Origin of the sequence: Paraburkholderia acidisoli, assembly GCF_009789675.1 — a bacterium.
Lineage (GTDB): Bacteria > Pseudomonadota > Gammaproteobacteria > Burkholderiales > Burkholderiaceae > Paraburkholderia > Paraburkholderia acidisoli.
Map to the genome: position 1 here is coordinate 2,870,289 of NZ_CP046913.1, position 19,297 is coordinate 2,889,585.

Genomic DNA, 19,297 nt, shown 5'->3' on the forward strand with positions numbered 1-19,297 from the left:
GTGAGGGGGACCGCGCCCGCCGCCGCATCCAGTGCGCGGCGGGCGCTTCGTCTTCGTTCAGTCGTGGGCGAATCGCGCTTGCGGATCAGGCCGCCAGTTCTTCCTGGCCGGCCTTCTTCGCGGCGATCTCGCCCAGCGCGCGCTTGTATTCCGTCGGGAACACCTTCACGAACTGGCGGCGCGCCGCATCCCAGTTTTCGAGCAGCGCCTTCGCACGCGGCGAGCCGGTGAACTGGAAGTGACGCTCGACGAGTCCCTTGAGCAGCGCTTCGTCGGTCTGGCCCGCGTGCCACAGCGCGCGGTCGACCGTGCGCTCCTGCTCGGCCTGTTGCAGCACCGGGTCGAGCGCGACCATCGACTTGTTGCACTTGCCGGCGAACGAACCGTCCGGGTCGAACACGTAGGCGATACCGCCCGACATGCCCGCCGCGAAGTTGCGGCCCGTTTCGCCGAGCACGACCACCGTGCCGCCCGTCATGTATTCGCAACCGTGGTCGCCCGTGCCTTCGACGATCGCCGTCGCGCCCGAGTTACGCACCGCGAAGCGCTCGCCCGCCACGCCGCGCAGGAAGGCTTCGCCTTCGAGCGCGCCGTACATCACCGTGTTGCCGCAGATGATGTTTTCTTCGGACTTGCCGCGGAAGTCGTTGGTCGGACGAATGATGATGCGGCCGCCCGAGAGGCCCTTGCCCACGTAGTCGTTGCCGTCGCCAACCAGATCCAGCGTGATGCCGCGCGCGAGGAACGCGCCGAAGCTCTGACCCGCCGTGCCCTTCAGCTGGATGTGGATCGAGTCTTCCGGCAGACCGTCGTGGCCGTACTTCTTGGCCACCACGCCCGAGAGCATCGCGCCGACCGTACGGTTCACGTTGCGCACCGGCTGGATGAACGAGACGTGCTCGCCCTTTTCGATCGCGGCCTTCGCCTTTTCGATCAGCGTGTGATCGAGGGCGCGGTCGAGACCGTGGTCCTGCGTGTCGACGTGCTTCTTCGCGACTTCGGCACCCACTTGCGGCTGATAGAACACGCGCGAGAAGTCGAGACCCTTCGCCTTCCAGTGTTCCACGCCACGGCGCGTGTCGAGCAGATCCGCGCGGCCGACCAGATCGTCGAACTTGCGGATACCCAGATTCGCCATGATTTCGCGCACTTCTTCGGCAATGAAGAAGAAGAAGTTGACGACGTGCTCGGGCTGGCCCGAGAACTTCGCGCGCAGCACCGGATCCTGCGTGGCCACGCCCACCGGGCAGGTGTTCAGGTGGCACTTGCGCATCATGATGCAGCCCTGCACAACGAGCGGCGCCGTGGCAAAGCCGAATTCGTCCGCGCCGAGCAGCGCGCCGATCACCACGTCGCGGCCCGTCTTCATCTGGCCGTCGGCCTGCACGCGAATACGGCCGCGCAGCTGGTTCAGCACCAGCGTCTGCTGCGTTTCCGCCAGACCGAGTTCCCACGGCGTGCCCGCATGCTTGAGCGACGAGAGCGGCGAGGCGCCCGTGCCGCCGTCGTGACCGGCGATCACGACGTGGTCGGCCTTGGCCTTCGCCACGCCCGCTGCCACCGTGCCCACGCCCACTTCCGACACCAGCTTCACCGAGATCGACGACACCGGGTTCACGTTCTTCAGATCGTGAATCAGCTGCGCCAGGTCTTCGATCGAGTAGATGTCGTGGTGCGGCGGCGGCGAAATGAGGCCCACGCCCGGCACCGAATAACGCAGCTTGCCGATGTATTCCGACACCTTGTGGCCCGGCAGCTGACCGCCTTCGCCCGGCTTCGCGCCCTGCGCCATCTTGATCTGGATCTGGTCCGCCGACGACAGGTACTCCGCCGAAACGCCGAAGCGGCCCGACGCGACCTGCTTGATCTTCGAACGCAGCGAGTCGCCGTCCTTCAGCGGGATGTCCTTGACGACTTCCGGCCCGATGATCGACTGCATCGTGTCGCCGTTCTTGATCGGAATGCCGCGCAGTTCGTTGCGGTAGCGCTTCTCGTCTTCGCCGCCTTCACCCGTGTTCGACTTGCCGCCGATACGGTTCATGGCGACCGCCAGCGTGGCGTGCGCTTCCGTCGAGATCGAGCCGAGCGACATCGCGCCCGTGGCGAAGCGCTTGACGATTTCCTTGGCCGGCTCGACGTCGTCGATCGAAATCGCGCGCGCCGGGTCGATACGGAACTCGAAGAGACCGCGGAACGTCATGTGGCGCTTCGTCTGATCGTTGATCAGATGCGCGTATTCCTTGTACGTCTGGTACGAGTTGCTGCGCGCCGAGTGCTGGAGCTTGGCGATCGCGTCCGGCGTCCACATGTGGTCTTCGCCGCGCACGCGGTACGCGTACTCGCCGCCCGCGTCGAGCATGTTCTCGAGCACCGGGTTGTCGCCGAACGCGTCGTGATGCAGACGGATCGCTTCTTCCGCCACTTCGAACAGGCCGATGCCGCCAACCTTCGAGGCCGTGCCCTTGAAATACTTGGCGATGAGGTCGTCGGCGAGACCGACCGCTTCGAAGATCTGCGCGCCCGTGTACGACATGTACGTGGAGATGCCCATCTTCGACATCACCTTGAGCAGGCCCTTGCCCACCGCCTTGGTGAAGTTGTAGACGGCCTTCTCCGGCGAGAGATCGCCCTTCAGGCCCTGCGCCATCTGCGCGAGCGTTTCCATCGCGAGGTACGGGTGCACGGCTTCCGCGCCGAAACCGGCGAGCAGCGCGAAGTGGTGCGTTTCACGCGCCGCGCCCGTTTCCACGACGAGACCCGTGCTCGTGCGCAGACCGTGCTGCACGAGGTGCGAGTGGATCGCCGAGGTGGCGAGCAGCACCGGAATCGCGACGTTGTCGCGGTCCGCGCGGCGGTCCGACACGATCAGGATGTTGTAGCCCGACTTGACCGCGTCCACGGCTTCCGCGCACAGCGAAGCGAGACGCGCCTCGATGCCTTCCTTGCCCCAGGCCACCGGATAGCAGATGTTCAGCTCGTAGCTGCTGAACTTGCCGCCCGTGTACTGCTCGATCGCGCGGATCTTCGCGATGTCCTTGAAGTCGAGCACCGGCTGCGACACTTCGAGACGCATCGGCGGGTTGATGTTGTTCGTGTCGAGCAGGTTCGGCTTCGGGCCGATGAACGACACGAGCGACATGACCATGTTCTCGCGGATCGGGTCGATCGGCGGGTTCGTGACCTGCGCGAACAGCTGCTTGAAGTAGTTGAAGAGCGTCTTGTTCTTGTTGGACATGACCGCCAGCGGCGAGTCGTTGCCCATCGAGCCCACGGCTTCTTCGCCCGACATCGCCATCGGCGCCATCAGGAACTTGAGGTCTTCCTGCGTGTAGCCGAACGCCTGCTGACGGTCGAGCAGCGCGGCGGCTTCGGCGCGCGCCGTGGCCACGTCTTCCGCCTTCGGCTCGATTTCGTCGAGCTTGATGCGCACGGCGTCGATCCAGCTCTTGTACGGCTTGGCGTTGGCGAGGTTGTCCTTCAGTTCCTTGTCGTCGATGATGCGGCCGTGTTCCATGTCGATCAGGAACATCTTGCCCGGCTGCAGACGCCACTTCTTGACGATCTTCGACTCGGGAATCGGCAGCGTGCCGGCTTCCGACGCCATGATGACGAGGTCGTCGTCCGTGACGATGTAGCGCGCCGGACGCAGACCGTTACGGTCGAGCGTCGCGCCGATCTGGCGGCCGTCGGTAAAGGCGATCGCGGCGGGGCCGTCCCACGGCTCCATCATCGCGGCGTGATATTCGTAGAACGCCTTGCGGTTCTCGTCCATCAGCGTGTGCTGTTCCCAGGCTTCCGGGATCATCATCATCATCGCGTGGACGAGCGGGTAGCCCGCCATCACCAGCAGTTCGAGACAGTTGTCGAACGAGGCCGTGTCCGACTGGCCCGGGTAGATCAGCGGCCAGAGCTTGGGCAGGTCGTCGCCGAGCACGTGCGAGGCGATCGCGCCGGTACGGGCGTTCAGCCAGTTCACATTGCCCTTCACGGTGTTGATTTCACCGTTGTGGGCGATCATGCGGTACGGGTGAGCCAGTTCCCACGCCGGGAACGTGTTCGTGGAGAAGCGCTGGTGCACGAGCGCCAGCGCCGACACCACGCGCTCGTCCTGCAGGTCGCGGTAGTACACGCCAACCTGACCGGCCAGCAGCAGACCCTTGTAGACGACCGTGCGCGCCGAGCACGACGGCACGAAGTATTCCTTGCCGTGCTTGAGCTTGAGCGCCTGGATACGGTGGCTCGCGGTCTTGCGGATGATGTACAGCTTGCGCTCGAGCGCGTCCGTGACCATCACGTCCTTGCCGCGGCCGATAAAGATCTGGCGGATCAGCGGCTCGCTCGCCTTGACCGCGGGCGAGATCGGCATGGTGTGGTCGACCGGCACGTCGCGCCAGCCCAGCACGACCTGGCCTTCGGCGCGCACCGTGCGCTCGAGTTCCTGTTCGCACGCGAGACGCGAAGCGTGTTCCTTCGGCAGGAAGATCATGCCGACGCCGTACTCGCCGAACGGCGGCAGCGTCACGCCCTGCTTGGCCATTTCCTCGCGATAGAACGCGTCGGGAATCTGAATGAGGATGCCGGCACCGTCGCCCATCAGCGGGTCGGCGCCAACGGCGCCCCGGTGGTCGAGGTTCTCGAGAATCTTCAGGCCTTGCTGAATGATTTCGTGGCTCTTCTTGCCCTTGATATGGGCGACGAAACCGACGCCGCAGGCGTCATGTTCGTTTTGCGGGTCGTACAGACCTTGCGCGGCGGGCACCGCGGCGCGCTGCTGGTGATCGTTCATGGGGACACCGTCGAGTAAGGCCGTTTCCGGCCGTTGAATCCATTCTTTTTTACGCCGCTTGCGTGACCGCTGTACGGCGTTGCGGGGCGATACCAGCTTCCCGCGTCTTGCGCCCAGGAGAGCCGAAAGGCGAATATACGCGACGAATCAAGGGCATGCAAATAAACCTGTGTGATTTGCCCCCATTTATTCACATGATGCATTCGCACATTAATTTAATGGTGCCATATCAAAATCAGACAAAAGAAAACGGCTTGCAACGAGCCGTTTTCAGGATAATGCGAAGGCTAAATGCTTGATCGGAAAGCGATTCAGTGTGGACCGTGCCCCGGCTTGTGTTCGCCGTGCGAGCCTTGCGAACCGCTCGATCCGCCGCCGCCCGAGGCACCGGAACCGCTGCCGCGCTCCGCCTGCGAGTCAGAATGCGTTGTGGAATTGCCACCGGAATGGCCATCTTCGGTATTGCCGGACGAACCGCCCGCACTCGCTCCGCCGCCACTGCCACTTGCGCCGCTGCCGAACGTCGAGCCTGCGCTAGAATGAGTGCCAGATTGGCCGCCGCCTTGCGCCGCGTCCTGAGCCGCGGCGTGCGTGCTGCCATGAATGGGCGTATGCGAAGCGCCGTGCGCTCCATGTGGCGTGCCGGTACCCGCGTGACTCGCGGGGCCGGGACTGCCCGGCAGCGGCGAGGCCGCCGCGCCGCCAGTGGCGGGCGCCTCGCGCACCTTGCGGGGCCGGCCGCGCGGCAGCGGCGAGACGCGCCGGTTGGCGGAGCGGCCCGCCCATTCGCGGTAGGTGTCGCCGCCGAGCACCCAGCCTTTGAGCGTGGCTTGCATCAGCTGCGAGGTTTCGCGCTCGTCGAGCGGTTGCTCGCAGAGTTCGCGATACGCGCGCTGACGCTCGAACGGCGTATTACCGAGCGCCCAGTACAGCGGATGGTCGGTGATGAGGCTGTCGACGGTGAGCCCGATGTGATGCCGATAGCTCGACCAGCGGTAATCTTCGGGCGCGGCAACGAGATGATTGCGAACCGGCGCCAGTTCCACGACGCGGCTCGCAAGCAGGAAGAAGCGCTCGCCCTCGATCACGGTAGCGCGGTAACGCCCTTCCCAGAGCGTGCCGCGCCGCGCGTAGCGACGGTTGAAATGCGCCACGTAGCGCCGGCCGACCGCCTGCATGGCCTTGGGCAGGCTGGATTCGTCGGACGGCGTAACGAGGAGTTGGACCGCGCCGGGCATCAACACCCATGCATGGACCGCCAGATGATGATCGCGCGCTGCGGCCTTCAGACAATCGATGAAAAGCTCGTAATCCTGATCATCGACGAACGCGGGCTGCTGATCGAGCCCGCGCAGGATCACGTGCTGCGGCTGATCGGGGACATAAAGACGTGCAAGCCGTGCCATGCTCGATTTTCCTGGTTCCGTTGGTGAATACCCGCATGCCCGCCAGGCCGCGCCAGCACTGGTTCTCGCAGGCATGCGGCTTAGGCGGAAAGCTCGCGGCGCTTAGTGAAAAAGCTCTAACGGTCGCGTATGGTTTGTTGCAAACGTTCTGTTCATAATGAGCGGGCCTTTCATGGAGGAGTCTTAATATGAAATTAAAACAGGCGCTGGCAGGAATCGCCGCGCTCGCCAGTTTTTCGGCAGCACACGCACAATCGGCCAACACGTTCTACGTCACGACGGGCTGGTTCCGTCTCATGCCGCAAGACAGCAGTGACCCGCTCAAGATCAATAGCGCAGGCGGCGCGCCCGTCAATCAGTCCATTGCCAACACGGGCGCCAGCGTAGGCTCGTCCGACACGCTCGGCTTGTCGATCGGTTATTTCATCACCGACAGCTTCGCGGCCGAAGCCGAACTGGGCATCCCGCCGAAGTTCGATCTCTCGGGTGGCGGCATCTTCAGCCCCTACGGCAAAGTGGGTTCCGCACGCCTCTGGAGCCCGGCGCTGATCTTCAAGTACTACTTCAACAAGCCCGACGCGAAATTCCGCCCCTACCTCGGCGTGGGCGTGACCTACGCATGGTTCACCGATGCGAAGATCACCAACAGCGCATTCGAGCAGGGCGTCCTTGGGGGTCCGACCAGCGCTTCCACGGATCGTTCCTGGGCACCGGTATTCAATGCCGGCTTCAACTACATGTTCACGAAGCACTGGTTCGCCGGCTTCTCGCTCTCGTACATCCCGATCAGCGTGATCGCATCGTTCGATACGAAGGTCAACAACCAGCTCGGCACCGAGCGCCGCAGCGAAGCCAAGATTCACCTGAACCCGCTCGTCACGTACCTGAAAGTCGGTTATATGTTCTAACCGGGCCTGGCGCCACCCGCATGCCGCCCGGCATGCCTGGCGCCCGGCCGTGGGCCGCCCGCTGGCGCGGGCGCCGCTCCGCCGGCCAGCGCAGCGGCACATCGACGAATCCTCTCGCCCTCTCTTCGCCCTGCCCTTGCGGCATCCGGCGAAGGGTGGCTTCTGCCTCTCCTGATTGACTGTCTCCACCGCATGTCTCCCTGACTCGCATGGGCTTATCCTGATTCTATGCCTCTGTGAAAAAGCGTGCTGTCCCCGTAATCATTTGTTTTGCCGCTTGATGCGAGACCCCCGCCGCATAAGCGTTTGCCGCTGGTCGCCGGCCACGTTCAAATGCTCGGGCACCGGAATTGCGCAATACTTTCACTTCGAATCTTGCCTGCCGCGTCCTTTTTTCATACGCGGCGAGGTGAGCCTTTTACCCGGTGTTTTTGACAAAGAGGAGCCGTACATGAGCGCCTTTCCGAATACGCGAGATGCCCTCGGAGATTCCTGGACGCGCACGGGCAAGCATGCGAAGCGCATCGCGCGCCGCGGCCGTAGTGCCGCCGCCGACATCACCGATGAACTGCGCGAATTGCTCGCCGAACTGGAAACCACGCTAGGCGAAGGCACCCAGGCCGACGCCACCGCGTTGCGCGCCGACATCCGCAAGCGCCTCGACGCCGCCCGCGAACGCCTCGAAGTGGCGCGTGCGAGCGCGCGCGAGCGCACCACCGCCGCCATTTCCAACGCCGACGACTACGTGCACACCAACCCGTGGCAATCGCTTGCCATCGTGGGCGGCGTAGCGCTGGTCGTGGGTGCGCTGCTGGCGCGCCGCTGATGGTTTGAGTGTTCGCGCCGCGCGGTGTGCATGGCCTATGCACCTCGCTCCGGCGCGACGCGACGCGGCGTTCACCGCCGCGCCGGTATTCGCCCGCGGTAACGCGCGCTAGCTGTCTAGCGCGTGCGGCCCGATCAGGTCGATGCGGTCCGTGCAGATCGTGTCCACGCCCCAGCGCACCAGTTCGCGCGCGCGCGCGAGGTCGTTGACCGTGTAGACGAGGATGAACAGTCCCGCCGCCTTGATGCGCGCGACGAGCGCCGCGTCGAGATGCCGGTGGCTCGCGTGCAGCGAGACACAGCCAAGCGCAGCGGTTTGCGCTTGCCAGTCCTCCGGCACACGCTCGTAGAGCATGCCGCGCGGCAATTGCGGCGTGCTCTCGCGCGCGGCCTCCAGCGCCGCGTAGCTGAACGACGACAACAGGGGTCCCGGCAAGGGCGCATTCGCCCAGAGCCGCGCGGTTTCTTGCGCGACGAGACGCCCCGTCTCCCCGTCGCGGCCTTCGCACGGCTTGATTTCCACGTTCGCGGCCAGTTTCAGCTCGCCACAGCACGCCGCCACCTGCGCGAGCGTCGGCATCCGCTCACCGGCGAATTGCGCATCGCGCCAGCTCCCCGCATCAAGCCTGGCCAATTCCTCGTAACGCAGGCGCGCGGCGGCGCCGTGGCCGTTCGACGTGCGATCGACCGTGTCGTCGTGCAGCAGGAACGCGACGTTGTCGGCGGAAAGCTTCGCGTCGAACTCGACCATCGTGTGCCCGAACCGGGCGCCCGTGCGCAGGCCCGCGAGCGTATTCTCGGGCGCGAGCGTGCCGCCCCCACGATGCGCGGCAACGCGCGGATACGGCCAGGTCTTCATCGTCGGCATTCCCGTGTTCGAGGGCAGGGGCGAAGCGTGAAGCAACAACTCACGCTCAAACGTCGTCTTCGACCACGAAGAGACGCCGGTACTCCTTGAGCGCGTAGCGGTCGGTCATGCCCGCGATGTAATGCGCGATCAGGCGCGGCTGCGCGGCCGCATCCGCGGTCTGATAGGCGGGCGGCAGCAGGCGCGCGTCTTCGGAAAACGCCTCGAAGAGCCCCTTCACCACGCGCTTCGCCTTGTTCGCCATGCGCATCACACGGTAATGGCGGTACAGATTGCGATAGAGAAAGCGCTTGAGCGCGGCGGCCTGGGCGGCCACGCGCGGGCTGTGCGCGACCAGCGGCGGCGCGGCGCGCACCTCGTCGAGCGAGCGCGGCGCGTGGGTAGCGAGATTGCGCCGCGTCTGCCCGATCAGGTCGACGATCAGCGTGTTGATGATGCGCCGCACCGTTTCGTGGATCAGCCGCCGCCCTTCGATCTGCGGATACTCGGCGCGCGCGGCGTCATAGTGCGCCTGCCAGAGTTCGACTTCGGCGAGTTGCTCGACGGTGATGAGCCCCGAGCGCAGGCCGTCGTCGACATCGTGATTGTTATAGGCGATTTCGTCGGCGATATTGGCGATCTGCGCCTCGATCGAAGGTTGCCGCCCGAGCAAAAAGCGCTCGCCCAGGTCGCCGAGATGGCGGGCGTGCTCACGCGAGCAGTGCTTGAGAATGCCCTCGCGCGTTTCGAAGCAGAGATTCAGGCCGTCGAAGGCGCCGTAATGTTCTTCGAGTTCGTCGACCACGGCGAGACTTTGCAGGTTGTGCTCGAAGCCGCCGTGTTCGCGCATGCACTCGTTGAGCGCGTCCTGGCCCGCATGGCCGAACGGCGTATGGCCGAGGTCGTGCGCGAGCGAGATCGCCTCGACCAGATCCTCGTTCACGCGCAGGTTGCGCGCCACGGAACGGGCGATCTGCGCGACTTCCAGGCTGTGCGTGAGCCGCGTGCGAAACAGGTCGCCTTCGTGGTTCACGAACACCTGGGTCTTGTATTCGAGGCGGCGAAACGCCGTGGAATGCACGATGCGGTCGCGGTCGCGCTGGAATTCGCTACGCGCGGCGGGCGGCGGCTCGGGATGACGGCGGCCGCGCGACTGTGCGCTGTGCGCCGCGTAGGGCGCGAGCCCGGCGTCGAACGCGTCCGACACATTGAACGCTTCGGCCGTGTCGAAGGCTTCGTTCGACGCGCCGGGCGCGCCGGAGACTTCATTCGACACATCACGACGGGAATCACTGCGGGTGTCGCTCACACCGGGTTCCTCCGCGAAGTTGGTGGGCGGCGTGCGTTAGCCGGGCGTGCCGGGGCTCGCGACCGAAGCGGCGAGCGTGGCCTGCACGGCTTCGTCGGGCGCGCGGCCGATGTGCGTCTCGCCGAAGCGCTTGAGCAGGATGAACTTGATCGCGCCGCCTTCGGCCTTCTTGTCGACCTGCATCAGCTCGACATAGCGGTGAGCGCCGAGCGCGGGCGCGCGCACCGGCAGCTTCGCCGCTTCGACCACGCGCACGAGGCGCGCGCGCGACGCTTCGTCGAGCATGCCGACGCGCACCGAGAGGTCGGCCGCCATCACCATGCCGCAGCCGACGGCCTCGCCGTGCAGCCATTCGCCGTAGCCGAGTCCGGCCTCGATCGCATGGCCGAACGTGTGGCCGAAATTGAGGATCGCGCGCAGACCGCCTTCGCGTTCGTCGGCGGCCACCACGGAAGCCTTGATCTCGCACGAGCGCTTGACGGCGTGCGCGAGCGCCGCGGGCTCGCAGCGGTTGAGCGATTCGACGTTGGCTTCGATCCAGTCGAAGAATTCGGCGTCGGCGATCGCGCCCGTCTTGATGACTTCGGCGACTCCGGCTGCCAGTTCGCGTTCGGGCAGGGTGGCCAGCGCGCCGATATCGGCGATCACGGCCTGCGGCTGGTAGAACGCGCCGATCATGTTCTTGCCGAGCGGATGGTTGATGCCGGTCTTGCCGCCCACGGAGGAGTCGACCTGCGAGAGCAGCGTGGTCGGCACCTGGATGAACGGCACGCCGCGCATATAGCAGGCGGCCGCGAAACCGGTCATGTCGCCCGTCACGCCGCCGCCCAGCGCGATCAGCGTGGTCTTGCGGTCGGCGCGCGCGGTGAGCAGCGCGTCGAAGATCTGATTGAGCGTTTCCCAGTTCTTGTACGCCTCGCCGTCGGGCAGCACGACGGTGCTGACATCCTTGCCGAGCGGCGCGAGCGCGGCGCGCAGCGTCTCGCCGTAGAGCGGGTCGACGACGGTGTTGGTCACGATCGTCACCGACTTGCCGGCGATATGCGGCGCGAACAGTTCGGTCTGCCCGATGAGTCCGGAGCCGATGTGGATGGGGTAGGCGCGGTCGCCCAGTTCGACGTTGACGGTAATCATGCTCACGATCTTTGAGAGTTCCGATGCTGCTGGATGGGTCGGATGCCGCGCCCGACCCGATGTGCGAATCTTTGCGCGAATCTTTGCACGAATTCATGCGCCGATCTTTGCGGACCCGCGCCACGAATCCGGTGCGCCAATGCCGTGCGCTCGCGCCGTTATCTCACGGACGGCGCGAACACGCCGCGGCGCTGAGCGCCGCTCACTCGCGCGCGGCGGCGCGCACGACGCCCGCCATGTCGAGCTGCATGAGCACCATGTTGACGAGACCGTTGACCGAGGGCCGGCCCGTTTCGATCACGAAATCGGCGACTTCGCGATACAGCGGGTCGCGCACTTCGTAGAGCGCTTCGAGCCGCGCCTTCGGGTCTTCCGTCTGCAACAGCGGGCGGTTCTTGTCGCGCCGCGTGCGCAGCCACAGATCGTGCGGATGCGCGCGCAGATACACGACGAAGCCGCGCTCCTTGAGCGCCGAGCGGTTTTCGGGGCGCAGCACCGCGCCGCCGCCCGTGGCGAGGACGATGCCCTCGCGCCCGGTGAGTTCGTCGATCATCTGGGACTCGCGGTCGCGAAAGCCCGCCTCGCCTTCGAGTTCGAAGATCACGGGAATGCGCGCGCCCGTGCGCGCTTCGATCTCGTGATCGGAATCGTGGAACGGACGCTCCAGCCGGCGCGCGACGGCCCGGCCCACGGTCGTCTTGCCGGCGCCCATGAGCCCTACGAAAAATACATTGGCGTTTGCGTCCCGCACTTGCAGCGTTTCCTACGAAAGGTTGGTGCCGCAGCTTACTGGCAAAGCGGCGGCGTTGTCGAGCCTGCGGGCACGGCGTTCCGGCCCCGCTGCGCGCGGCGTCGAGCCCGTGCGCGGCGTGTTCCTCGAAAGAGGGTCAATTCGGCTCCACGACGCGCGGCGTGATGAGCACGACGAGCTCGCTGCGTTTGTCGCGGTGCGCGCGATGCGAAAAAAGCGCGCCCAAAACCGGTATTTTGCCCAGGACCGGCACACGCGTCACATCATCGCGGTCATCGGTGGCGTCGATACCCCCGATCGACACCGTTCCGCCGTCCTCGATTTCGACACGCGTCTGCACGTGTTTCGTGTTGATGGCAGGCCCGGCGGCGGTTTGCTCGCCCACACTGTCCTTCGCGACGTCGAGGTCGAGAATCACGCGGCCGTCGGGCGTGATCTGCGGCTCGACTTCGAGTTTGAGGCTCGCACGCCGGAATTGCACGCCCGAGACGCCCTGCCCGACCTTCGCCTGGTATGGCAGCTCCGTGCCCTGCTCGACCACCGCCTTGACGCGATCCGCCGTGACGACGCGCGGGCTCGATACCACGCGCCCCCGGCCTTCGGCTTCGAGCGCGCTCAACTGGATGTCGAGCAGACGCGTCGCGCGCGCGGCCAGCAGCGTGAGGCCGATCTGCGCGGCGTCGAAGCCCGACAGCGGTCCTGCCGCGAGGTTGTAGGCGTTGCCGTCGGTGCCCGCGTAGAGGCCGCGCGCGCCATCGGGGTTCACGGGCGTGACGCCCAGACGCACGCCCAGTTCGCGCGACAAGCCTTCGTCGCCCTCCACGATGCGCGCCTCGATCAACACCTGCCGCGCGGGTGCGTCGAGCCGCCGCACGAGTTCGCCGATCTGGTCGAGCCGCGCGGGCAGGTCGGTGACGAACAGCAGATTGGTGCGGGCATCCGCGACGGCCGCGCCGCGCTTCGACAACGCGCGCTGCGCGCCCGAGCCTGCGAGCAGCCGCCGCAGGTCCTCGGCGCGCGCGTACTGCAATTCGAACGCGCGGCTCGCGAGCGGTTCGAGTTCGGCGGCGCGCGCATGCGCCTCGTAGCGCTGCCGTTCACGGGCCGCCAGCTCGGCGGCGGGCGCGACCCACAGCACGTCGCCCATGCGCGACATGGCGAGACCGTTCGATTCGAGCAGCAGGTCGAACGCGGTGCGCCACGGCACGCGGTCGAGCCGCAGCGTGACCTGAGCGCGCGCCCGCTCGCTCGCGACGATATTGAGCTTCGTGAATTGCGCGAACGCGTGCAGAACGGCGGCCAGCTCGGCGCGCTGGAAGTTCAGCGTGATCGGGCGGTCGGGCGGCAAGCCGTCGGTTTTCGCCGATGCATCGCTCAAGCGCAACGCGGGCGCCATCGGCACGGGCGGCCCTTCGAGCGGCGCATCGGCGGCGCTGCCCTTCTGCGACCCGGACTCCGGCACGTTGCCAGCGGCGTTGTCAGCGGCGTTGTCGGCGGCGTTGTCGGCGGACGGACTCGCGGGCGGCGCCGCGCCCTCGCCTGGCGCCGCGCTTTCGCCCGTCGAAGCGAACGGATTCGCGATCCACCGCGTTGCCGCGGCGGAGTCCGCGCCCGCGCCGGCTTCCATGTTTTCGGGCAGCGGCGGTGCCTCGTAACGCGCGACCGCGCGCGAGATGGGCGAGAGCGGTGCCCATGCGGACTGAGGCAGCGGCACCGAAGCGAGCGCCGTCGACATCGCCATGTACGAGACGAAAACCGCCAGCGCGCCGACGAGCCATCGCATCATCGTCATCCTGGTCATTTCGCCGCCTCCGCCCAGGTGAGCGTCTGCCGCGCGCCGCCAGTCTCGATCACGACCCGGCTGGCGTCGATGCTCGCGACGCGGCCGCCCGCGATCGATACGCCCGCCTGCACCGCGACGACGCCCTCTGGCGTTTCGACGAGCGCCACGCTGCGCCGACGATCCTGAAGCACGCCCACGAGCCGCCAGGGCGCGCTGCCCGCGACCGCCGCGAGCGAGCGCGCAAACGGGTCGGCGGCAAGTGGCCGCGCGGCCGTTGCGGGCAGCGGCGCGAGCCCGTCGTACACGCGCACCGTCGCCGCAACCGAGAGCGTTTCGCCCGTGCGGCGCAGCGCCAGTTCGAACGGCACCGTGAGCGCGGGTTCGCGCGCGAGTGCCTCGACGAAGCGGCGCATTGGCGCGAAGCCGCCCTGCGCGCCCAGCTTCATCGCGCGATACGGCTCGGCTTTCGCGGCGCCCGGCTCGATTCGCGTAGACGGCGCGGAAGGCGCTGACGCTGCGGACAGTGCCGACGACGCCAGCGGCTCCAGCGTTTGCAGCACGAGGCCCGACTCGGCGGCGAGTTGCGAGACGCGGCGGATGTCGTCGGCGGCATGGCCCGCGTGCGGCGCGCGCGGCGCGAACTGCGCGGCTTCCCGGCGCAATGCGGGCAGGCGCGCGAGGACGCGTTGCGCGTCGGTGCGATGCTGGTGCGCATCGGCGAGCGCCCTGCGCGCCGCGTGCACGTCGAGCGGATCGGCAACCAGGCAGGCCGTGCTCGACGCGATAGCCGCGATCACGCCGATCGCCACCGCCACGCGCGCGCGCCGCCGCCGGGGCCACGCGTGAACGGCCAGCCAGTCGCTCAGCCTCGCGCCCCGTTCCGCCAACAACGGCGACGGCGACGACGCGTTTCCCGCGCTCGCGAGCGTGTTCATTTCGCCTCCTTCGGCCGCGCCACGGGCAGTTGGCGCGGCGCCCCCGGCGCACGCGGCGTGGTGGCCGCCGCGCCGCCCGCGCCTTTCCACACGAGATGCGCGGCCACGCGAATCGGCTCCGCGCTTTGCGACGCGGCGCGCGGGGCGCTCGCGCGCGTGCCGCGCTTGAGTTCGCGCACGCTCACTGCCTCGACCTCGGGTAGCGCGCGCAGGCTGCCGAGCCACGCGGCGGCGGCGGCTTCGTCGGCGGCGCTGGCCTCCAGATCGGTTTCGTCGGCGGACTGCGTGAGTTGCTGCAGAACCACGCCCGGCGGCACGTCGCGCGCGAGCGCCTCGCCGAGCGCGAGAAACCGTGTGGACGCGCGCGCGTGTTGCCGGGCAAGCTGCTCAGCGGCGCGCCGCGCTTCGGATTCGCGGGCGAGGCGCGCGGCCTCGGCCAACGGCGTGCGCGACTGCGCGAGCGACCGTTCGAGCGCCGCGCGCTGTGTGTCGACGGCATGCCGATCGAACGCCTGCCAGCCCAGCACGCCGAGCGCGCAAACGCCGCCCGCCAGCGCCGCCGCGAGCCATTCGAGCGCACGCAAGCGACGCAGCCGCCGGATCGCGTGCGGCCGCCACGGCAGCAGATTGAATCCACCGGGCGCGCGACGCGGCAAGGCACGCGCCGCCGCAAGCGCAGGCGGCCGCCCCGTGCTCCGTCCTGTCGTGGGCCGCCCTGTCGTGGGCCGCCCTGTCGTGGGCCGCCCTGTCGTGGACCGCCCTGTCGCGGGCCGCCCCGTCGCGCACCGCGCCTCGAAAGCCACCGCGCCCGTCATTCGCTGACTCCACGTAGCGCGAGCCCGAACGCCACCGCGCACGACGGCTCATGGAGCAGATCGGCCGCAAGCGGCCGTTCGATGTCGGCGAGCGGCCCGCATTCGAACGGCAGCACCGGCGCGCCCAACGCGTCGCCGATATCGGCCAGCGAAAAGTTCACGCCGCGCAGCATGGCGATGTCGCCCGCGACCTGCACGCAGCCCGCCTGCTCGCCGCCCACGAGATCGCGCAGCGCCTCGACCAGATCGGCATGCTCGAGCGCGGGAAAGCGCATGTGCCGCAGCACCGAATCGTCGACGAGAAACCAGCCCTGCATGCCGTCCGCGCCGATCCAGAGCGCCACCCACGGCTCGAGCGGCGGCAGTTCGTAGGCGGCCGCGTGACGCATGGCGCGCAACGCGGCATGCGCTTCGTCGTCGACAGTGCGCAGCGTGATGCCCGCCATGGCCGCGCATTCGATGCGCGCTTCGAGATGCTGGCGCTGCGTGGCGGCGATCGTCACCTGCGTGTCGCGCCACTGCGCCGCCTGCGCGGCATCCAGCACGCCTGGCGCTCCCATCGCACTCGCGGCACTCGCGGCACTCGCGGCACTCGCCACGCTCCAGTCCACCGCCAGCTCGCCGCGCTCCACGCCCGCCACGCGCTCCGCTTCCGCGAGCACCAGCGGCTCCAGCTCCGCATGGATGCCCGAAGGATCGGCGGCGGCGGACGGCGCGAGCCGCGCGAGCGGCACGGTCGCGATGAGCGTCGCGCTCGCGGGCAGCGCCATCGCGCACCGCAGGGAGGCCGCCTTGCACGGGCGCGGCAGCTCGCGAAACACCGCGTGCAAAGCGCTCACCACGGCCGCGCGGTCGACGATCTCCGCCCCCGCCATGGCGTCGCGCGCGAGCGGCGCGCTCGCCAGCCATTCGAGCCGCAACGGCCCCGCCCCGACAATGCGCTGACTCACCACCACCAGCGTGACGCCGCGCGCGCCGAGATCCAGTCCGGCCGCGTAGCGGCGCGCGCCCAGCAACATCGAACCTGTGAATTCCATCGCCATGCGTTTTCTCCCTTGCGCGTTGCGGTGCCCGCGCGGCAAATCGCGCCGCGAACCGTTCGCCGCGCGTCGATAGGGAAATTGTGCGAAGCGGCGCGATGCGCGAATACTCCGCCGAATGGCCAACGTGGGAGAAAAGGCGGGCGAGCCGCTACCCACGCGCGAGGGGCGCGTCTACAGTGCGGTTATCCCGTCACATCGCGCAGCCTGGAACCAGTCTGCTGCCCACTGCGTGGCGCGTACATGTAAGCATCTCGAAAGCCCACGGGCACCCGGCGGCTATAATCGCGGGACCGTTTTTCTGGTGTTCGTATGCAAGATCCGCTTTCTTCGTCCGTTCCGCCGTCCACGCCGCCCGAGGGCCCCAAGCCGCCCAGGCGTCGCCGGCGCTCGTGGCTGGCCACGCTGCTGATCGGCTTCGTCGGCCTGATCGTGGCCGGCCTCGTGTGCGCGGGACTCGTGCTCGGCTATGCGCTCGTCGTCGCCACGCCAAACCTGCCTTCGCTCGACGCCCTCACCGACTATCGCCCCAAGGTGCCGCTGCGCATCTATACGCGCGATCACGTGCTGATTGGCGAATTCGGCGAGGAACGGCGCGATATCGTGCATTTTCAGGACGTGCCCGCCAATCTCAAAAACGCGATTCTCGCGATCGAGGACGCACGCTTCTACGACCACGGCGGCGTCGATCTCGCGGGCATCGCGCGCGCGGGCTTCGTCGCGCTCACCGCCGGCCACGCCACGCAGGGCGCGAGCACGATCACGATGCAGGTCGCGCGCAACTTCTTCCTGTCGAGCGAAAAGACCTACACGCGCAAGATTTACGAGATGCTTCTCGCCTACAAGATCGAGTCGAAGCTCTCGAAGGATCAGATTCTCGAGGTCTACATGAATCAGATCTATCTCGGTCAGCGCGCGTATGGTTTCGCGAGCGCCGCGCGGGTCTATTTCGGAAAGGATCTGAAAGATCTCACGCTCGCCGAATGCGCGATGCTCGCGGGTCTGCCGAAGGCGCCTTCGGCCTATAACCCGGTTGTCAATCCGAAGCGCGCGAAGGTGCGCCAGGAGTACATCCTCGAACGCATGCTGGAACTGCGCTACATCACGCGCGAGCAGTACGACGCCGCGGCCGCGCAACCGCTCGTGGTCAAGGGCGCGGGCAAGGAGTTCAGCGTGCACGCCGAGTACGTGGCGGAAATGGTGCGTCAGATGATGTACGCGCAGTACCACGAAGAGGCCTACACGCGCGGCCTGAACGTCGTCACGACGATCGATTCGGCCGATCAGGACGTCGCCTATCACGCGCTGCGCAAGGGGCTGATGGACTACGAACGGCGTCACGGCTATCGCGGGCCGGAAGCGTTCATCGACCTGCCCGCCGACACCGACGACCGCGAGCAGGCCATCGACGACGCGCTGGTCGAGCATCCCGACAACGGCGAACTCGTTGCCGCCGTGGTGACCGCCGCGAATCCCAAGGAAGTGCGCGCCACCTTCATGGACGGCAACAGCGCGAGCATCGTCGGCGACGGCCTGCGCTTCGCGCAGTTCGCGCTGAGCGCGCGCGCGCAGCCTTCGCAGAAGATCCGGCCGGGCGCGATCATTCGCGTCGCGCGCAACAACGCGGGCGAGTGGTCGATCACGCAGTTGCCGCAGATCGAAGGCGCGTTCATCTCGGTCGTGCCGCAGGACGGCGCGATCCGCGCGCTGGTGGGCGGCTTCGACTTCAACAAAAACAAGTTCAACCACGTCACGCAGGCGTGGCGCCAGCCGGGTTCGAGCTTCAAGCCGTTCATCTATTCGGCTTCGCTCGACAAGGGGCTCGGGCCGGCCACCATCATCAACGACGCGCCGCTCTTCTTCAGTGCCGCCGAAACCGGCGGCCAGGCGTGGGAGCCGAAGAACTACGGCGGCGGCTTCGACGGCCCGATGACCATGCGCACCGCGCTCATGAAGTCGAAGAACCTCGTGTCGATCCGCATCCTCAATCACATCGGCACGAAGTACGCCCAGCAGTACATCACGCACTTCGGCTTCGACGCCGAGCGCCACCCCGCCTATCTGCCGATGGCGCTGGGCGCGGGCCTCGTCACGCCGTTGCAGATGGCCACGGGCTACGCCGTGTTCGCGAACGGCGGTTATCGCGTGAATCCGTACTTGATTGCCGAAGTCACCGACCAGCGCGGCATGGTGGTCGCGCAGGCGCAGCCGCTCGTGGCGGAGCAGAACGCGCCGCGCGCGATCGATCCGCGCAACGCGTACATCATGAACAGTCTGCTGCAGAGCGTCGCGCAGCGCGGCACGGGCGCGAAGTCGAACGTCCTCAAGCGCGCGGATCTCGGCGGCAAGACCGGCACGACCAACGACTCGCGCGACGCGTGGTTCGCGGGCTATCAGCACACGCTCGCGGCGATCGCGTGGATCGGCTACGACAATCCGCGCAGTCTCGGCGACAAGGAAACCGGCGGCGGCCTCGCGCTGCCCGTGTGGATCGACTACATGCAGAAGGCGCTCGCGGGCGTGCCGGAGTACAAGATGGCCATGCCGGACGGCATCGTCGCGCTCGGCGACGAGCTGTATTACGCCGACGCCTTGCCCGGTCACGGCTTCGTCTCGACCGTCGGCATCAGCCAGGCGGCGCTGGACGCGGCCAACGCGGGTTCGGGCGCCTCGGGCGCCAATCAAGCGCCGCCGGAGCAGCTCGGCGCGCAGGAGAAGGAAGACATCATGAATCTGTTCCGCAAGCACTGAGCGCCGC

At 67.3% G+C, this 19,297-nt stretch carries 12 protein-coding genes and 1 pseudogene; 3 read left to right on the forward strand and 10 right to left on the reverse strand.

From position 1 onward, the window contains the following. Positions 1 to 85 precede the first annotated feature (85 nt). A complete protein-coding gene (locus FAZ98_RS12680) occupies positions 86 to 4,786 on the reverse strand; it encodes a glutamate synthase-related protein (RefSeq protein WP_158951539.1) in 4,701 nt (1,566 codons plus the stop codon). 704 nt (positions 4,787 to 5,490) lie between these two features. Next, positions 5,491 to 6,192: pseudogene (locus FAZ98_RS12685) on the reverse strand (transposase); the annotation flags it as partial. Between the two features lie 188 nt (positions 6,193 to 6,380). Between FAZ98_RS12685 and FAZ98_RS12690 the strand changes: the two are divergent. Both FAZ98_RS12690 and FAZ98_RS12695 read left to right on the forward strand, forming a co-directional pair. Further along, a complete protein-coding gene (locus tag FAZ98_RS12690) occupies positions 6,381 to 7,100 on the forward strand; it encodes an OmpW/AlkL family protein (RefSeq protein WP_158951540.1) in 720 nt (239 codons plus the stop codon). 451 nt (positions 7,101 to 7,551) lie between these two features. Further along, a complete protein-coding gene (locus FAZ98_RS12695; protein ID WP_158951541.1) occupies positions 7,552 to 7,926 on the forward strand; it encodes a DUF883 family protein in 375 nt (124 codons plus the stop codon). A gap of 108 nt (positions 7,927 to 8,034) precedes the next feature. Here FAZ98_RS12695 and ugpQ read toward each other — a convergent pair whose 3' ends face one another. From ugpQ to pilM, 8 genes are all read right to left on the reverse strand, one after another. Next, the gene (gene ugpQ, locus FAZ98_RS12700; protein ID WP_158951542.1) at positions 8,035 to 8,784 is read right to left on the reverse strand and encodes a glycerophosphodiester phosphodiesterase; all 750 of its coding nucleotides are present in this window, start codon (positions 8,782 to 8,784) and stop codon (positions 8,035 to 8,037) included. A 55-nt stretch (positions 8,785 to 8,839) separates the two neighbouring features. Continuing rightward, positions 8,840 to 10,081: a deoxyguanosinetriphosphate triphosphohydrolase gene (locus tag FAZ98_RS12705; protein WP_158951543.1), complete on the reverse strand. Its 1,242-nt coding sequence runs from the start codon at positions 10,079 to 10,081 to the stop codon at positions 8,840 to 8,842. 36 nt (positions 10,082 to 10,117) lie between these two features. Beyond that, positions 10,118 to 11,215: a 3-dehydroquinate synthase gene (gene aroB / locus FAZ98_RS12710; RefSeq protein WP_158951544.1), complete on the reverse strand. Its 1,098-nt coding sequence runs from the start codon at positions 11,213 to 11,215 to the stop codon at positions 10,118 to 10,120. Positions 11,216 to 11,417: 202 nt separating this feature from the next. Next, entirely contained in the window at positions 11,418 to 11,972 is a 555-nt protein-coding gene (gene aroK, locus FAZ98_RS12715; protein ID WP_158951978.1) for a shikimate kinase AroK, read from the reverse strand. Positions 11,973 to 12,102: 130 nt separating this feature from the next. Beyond that, positions 12,103 to 13,767 (reverse strand): type IV pilus secretin PilQ, encoded by a 1,665-nt coding sequence (locus FAZ98_RS12720; protein WP_158951545.1) that lies wholly within the window; start codon positions 13,765 to 13,767, stop codon positions 12,103 to 12,105. Next, positions 13,764 to 14,684, reverse strand: a complete 921-nt coding sequence (locus FAZ98_RS12725; protein ID WP_158951546.1) for a hypothetical protein — start codon at positions 14,682 to 14,684, stop codon at positions 13,764 to 13,766. Before FAZ98_RS12725 ends, FAZ98_RS12720 begins: the two co-directional genes overlap by 4 nt. Further along, positions 14,681 to 15,340 (reverse strand): PilN domain-containing protein, encoded by a 660-nt coding sequence (locus FAZ98_RS12730; protein WP_158951547.1) that lies wholly within the window; start codon positions 15,338 to 15,340, stop codon positions 14,681 to 14,683. Before FAZ98_RS12730 ends, FAZ98_RS12725 begins: the two co-directional genes overlap by 4 nt. Positions 15,341 to 15,495: 155 nt before the next feature. After that, positions 15,496 to 16,542 carry a type IV pilus biogenesis protein PilM gene (gene pilM, locus FAZ98_RS12735; RefSeq protein ID WP_158951548.1) on the reverse strand — a complete coding sequence of 349 codons (1,047 nt, stop codon included), beginning with the start codon at positions 16,540 to 16,542 and terminating at the stop codon, positions 15,496 to 15,498. Positions 16,543 to 16,851: 309 nt separating this feature from the next. Between pilM and FAZ98_RS12740 the strand changes: the two genes are divergently transcribed. Continuing rightward, positions 16,852 to 19,290 carry a penicillin-binding protein 1A gene (locus FAZ98_RS12740; RefSeq protein ID WP_158951549.1) on the forward strand — a complete coding sequence of 813 codons (2,439 nt, stop codon included), beginning with the start codon at positions 16,852 to 16,854 and terminating at the stop codon, positions 19,288 to 19,290. Positions 19,291 to 19,297: the final 7 nt, after the last annotated feature.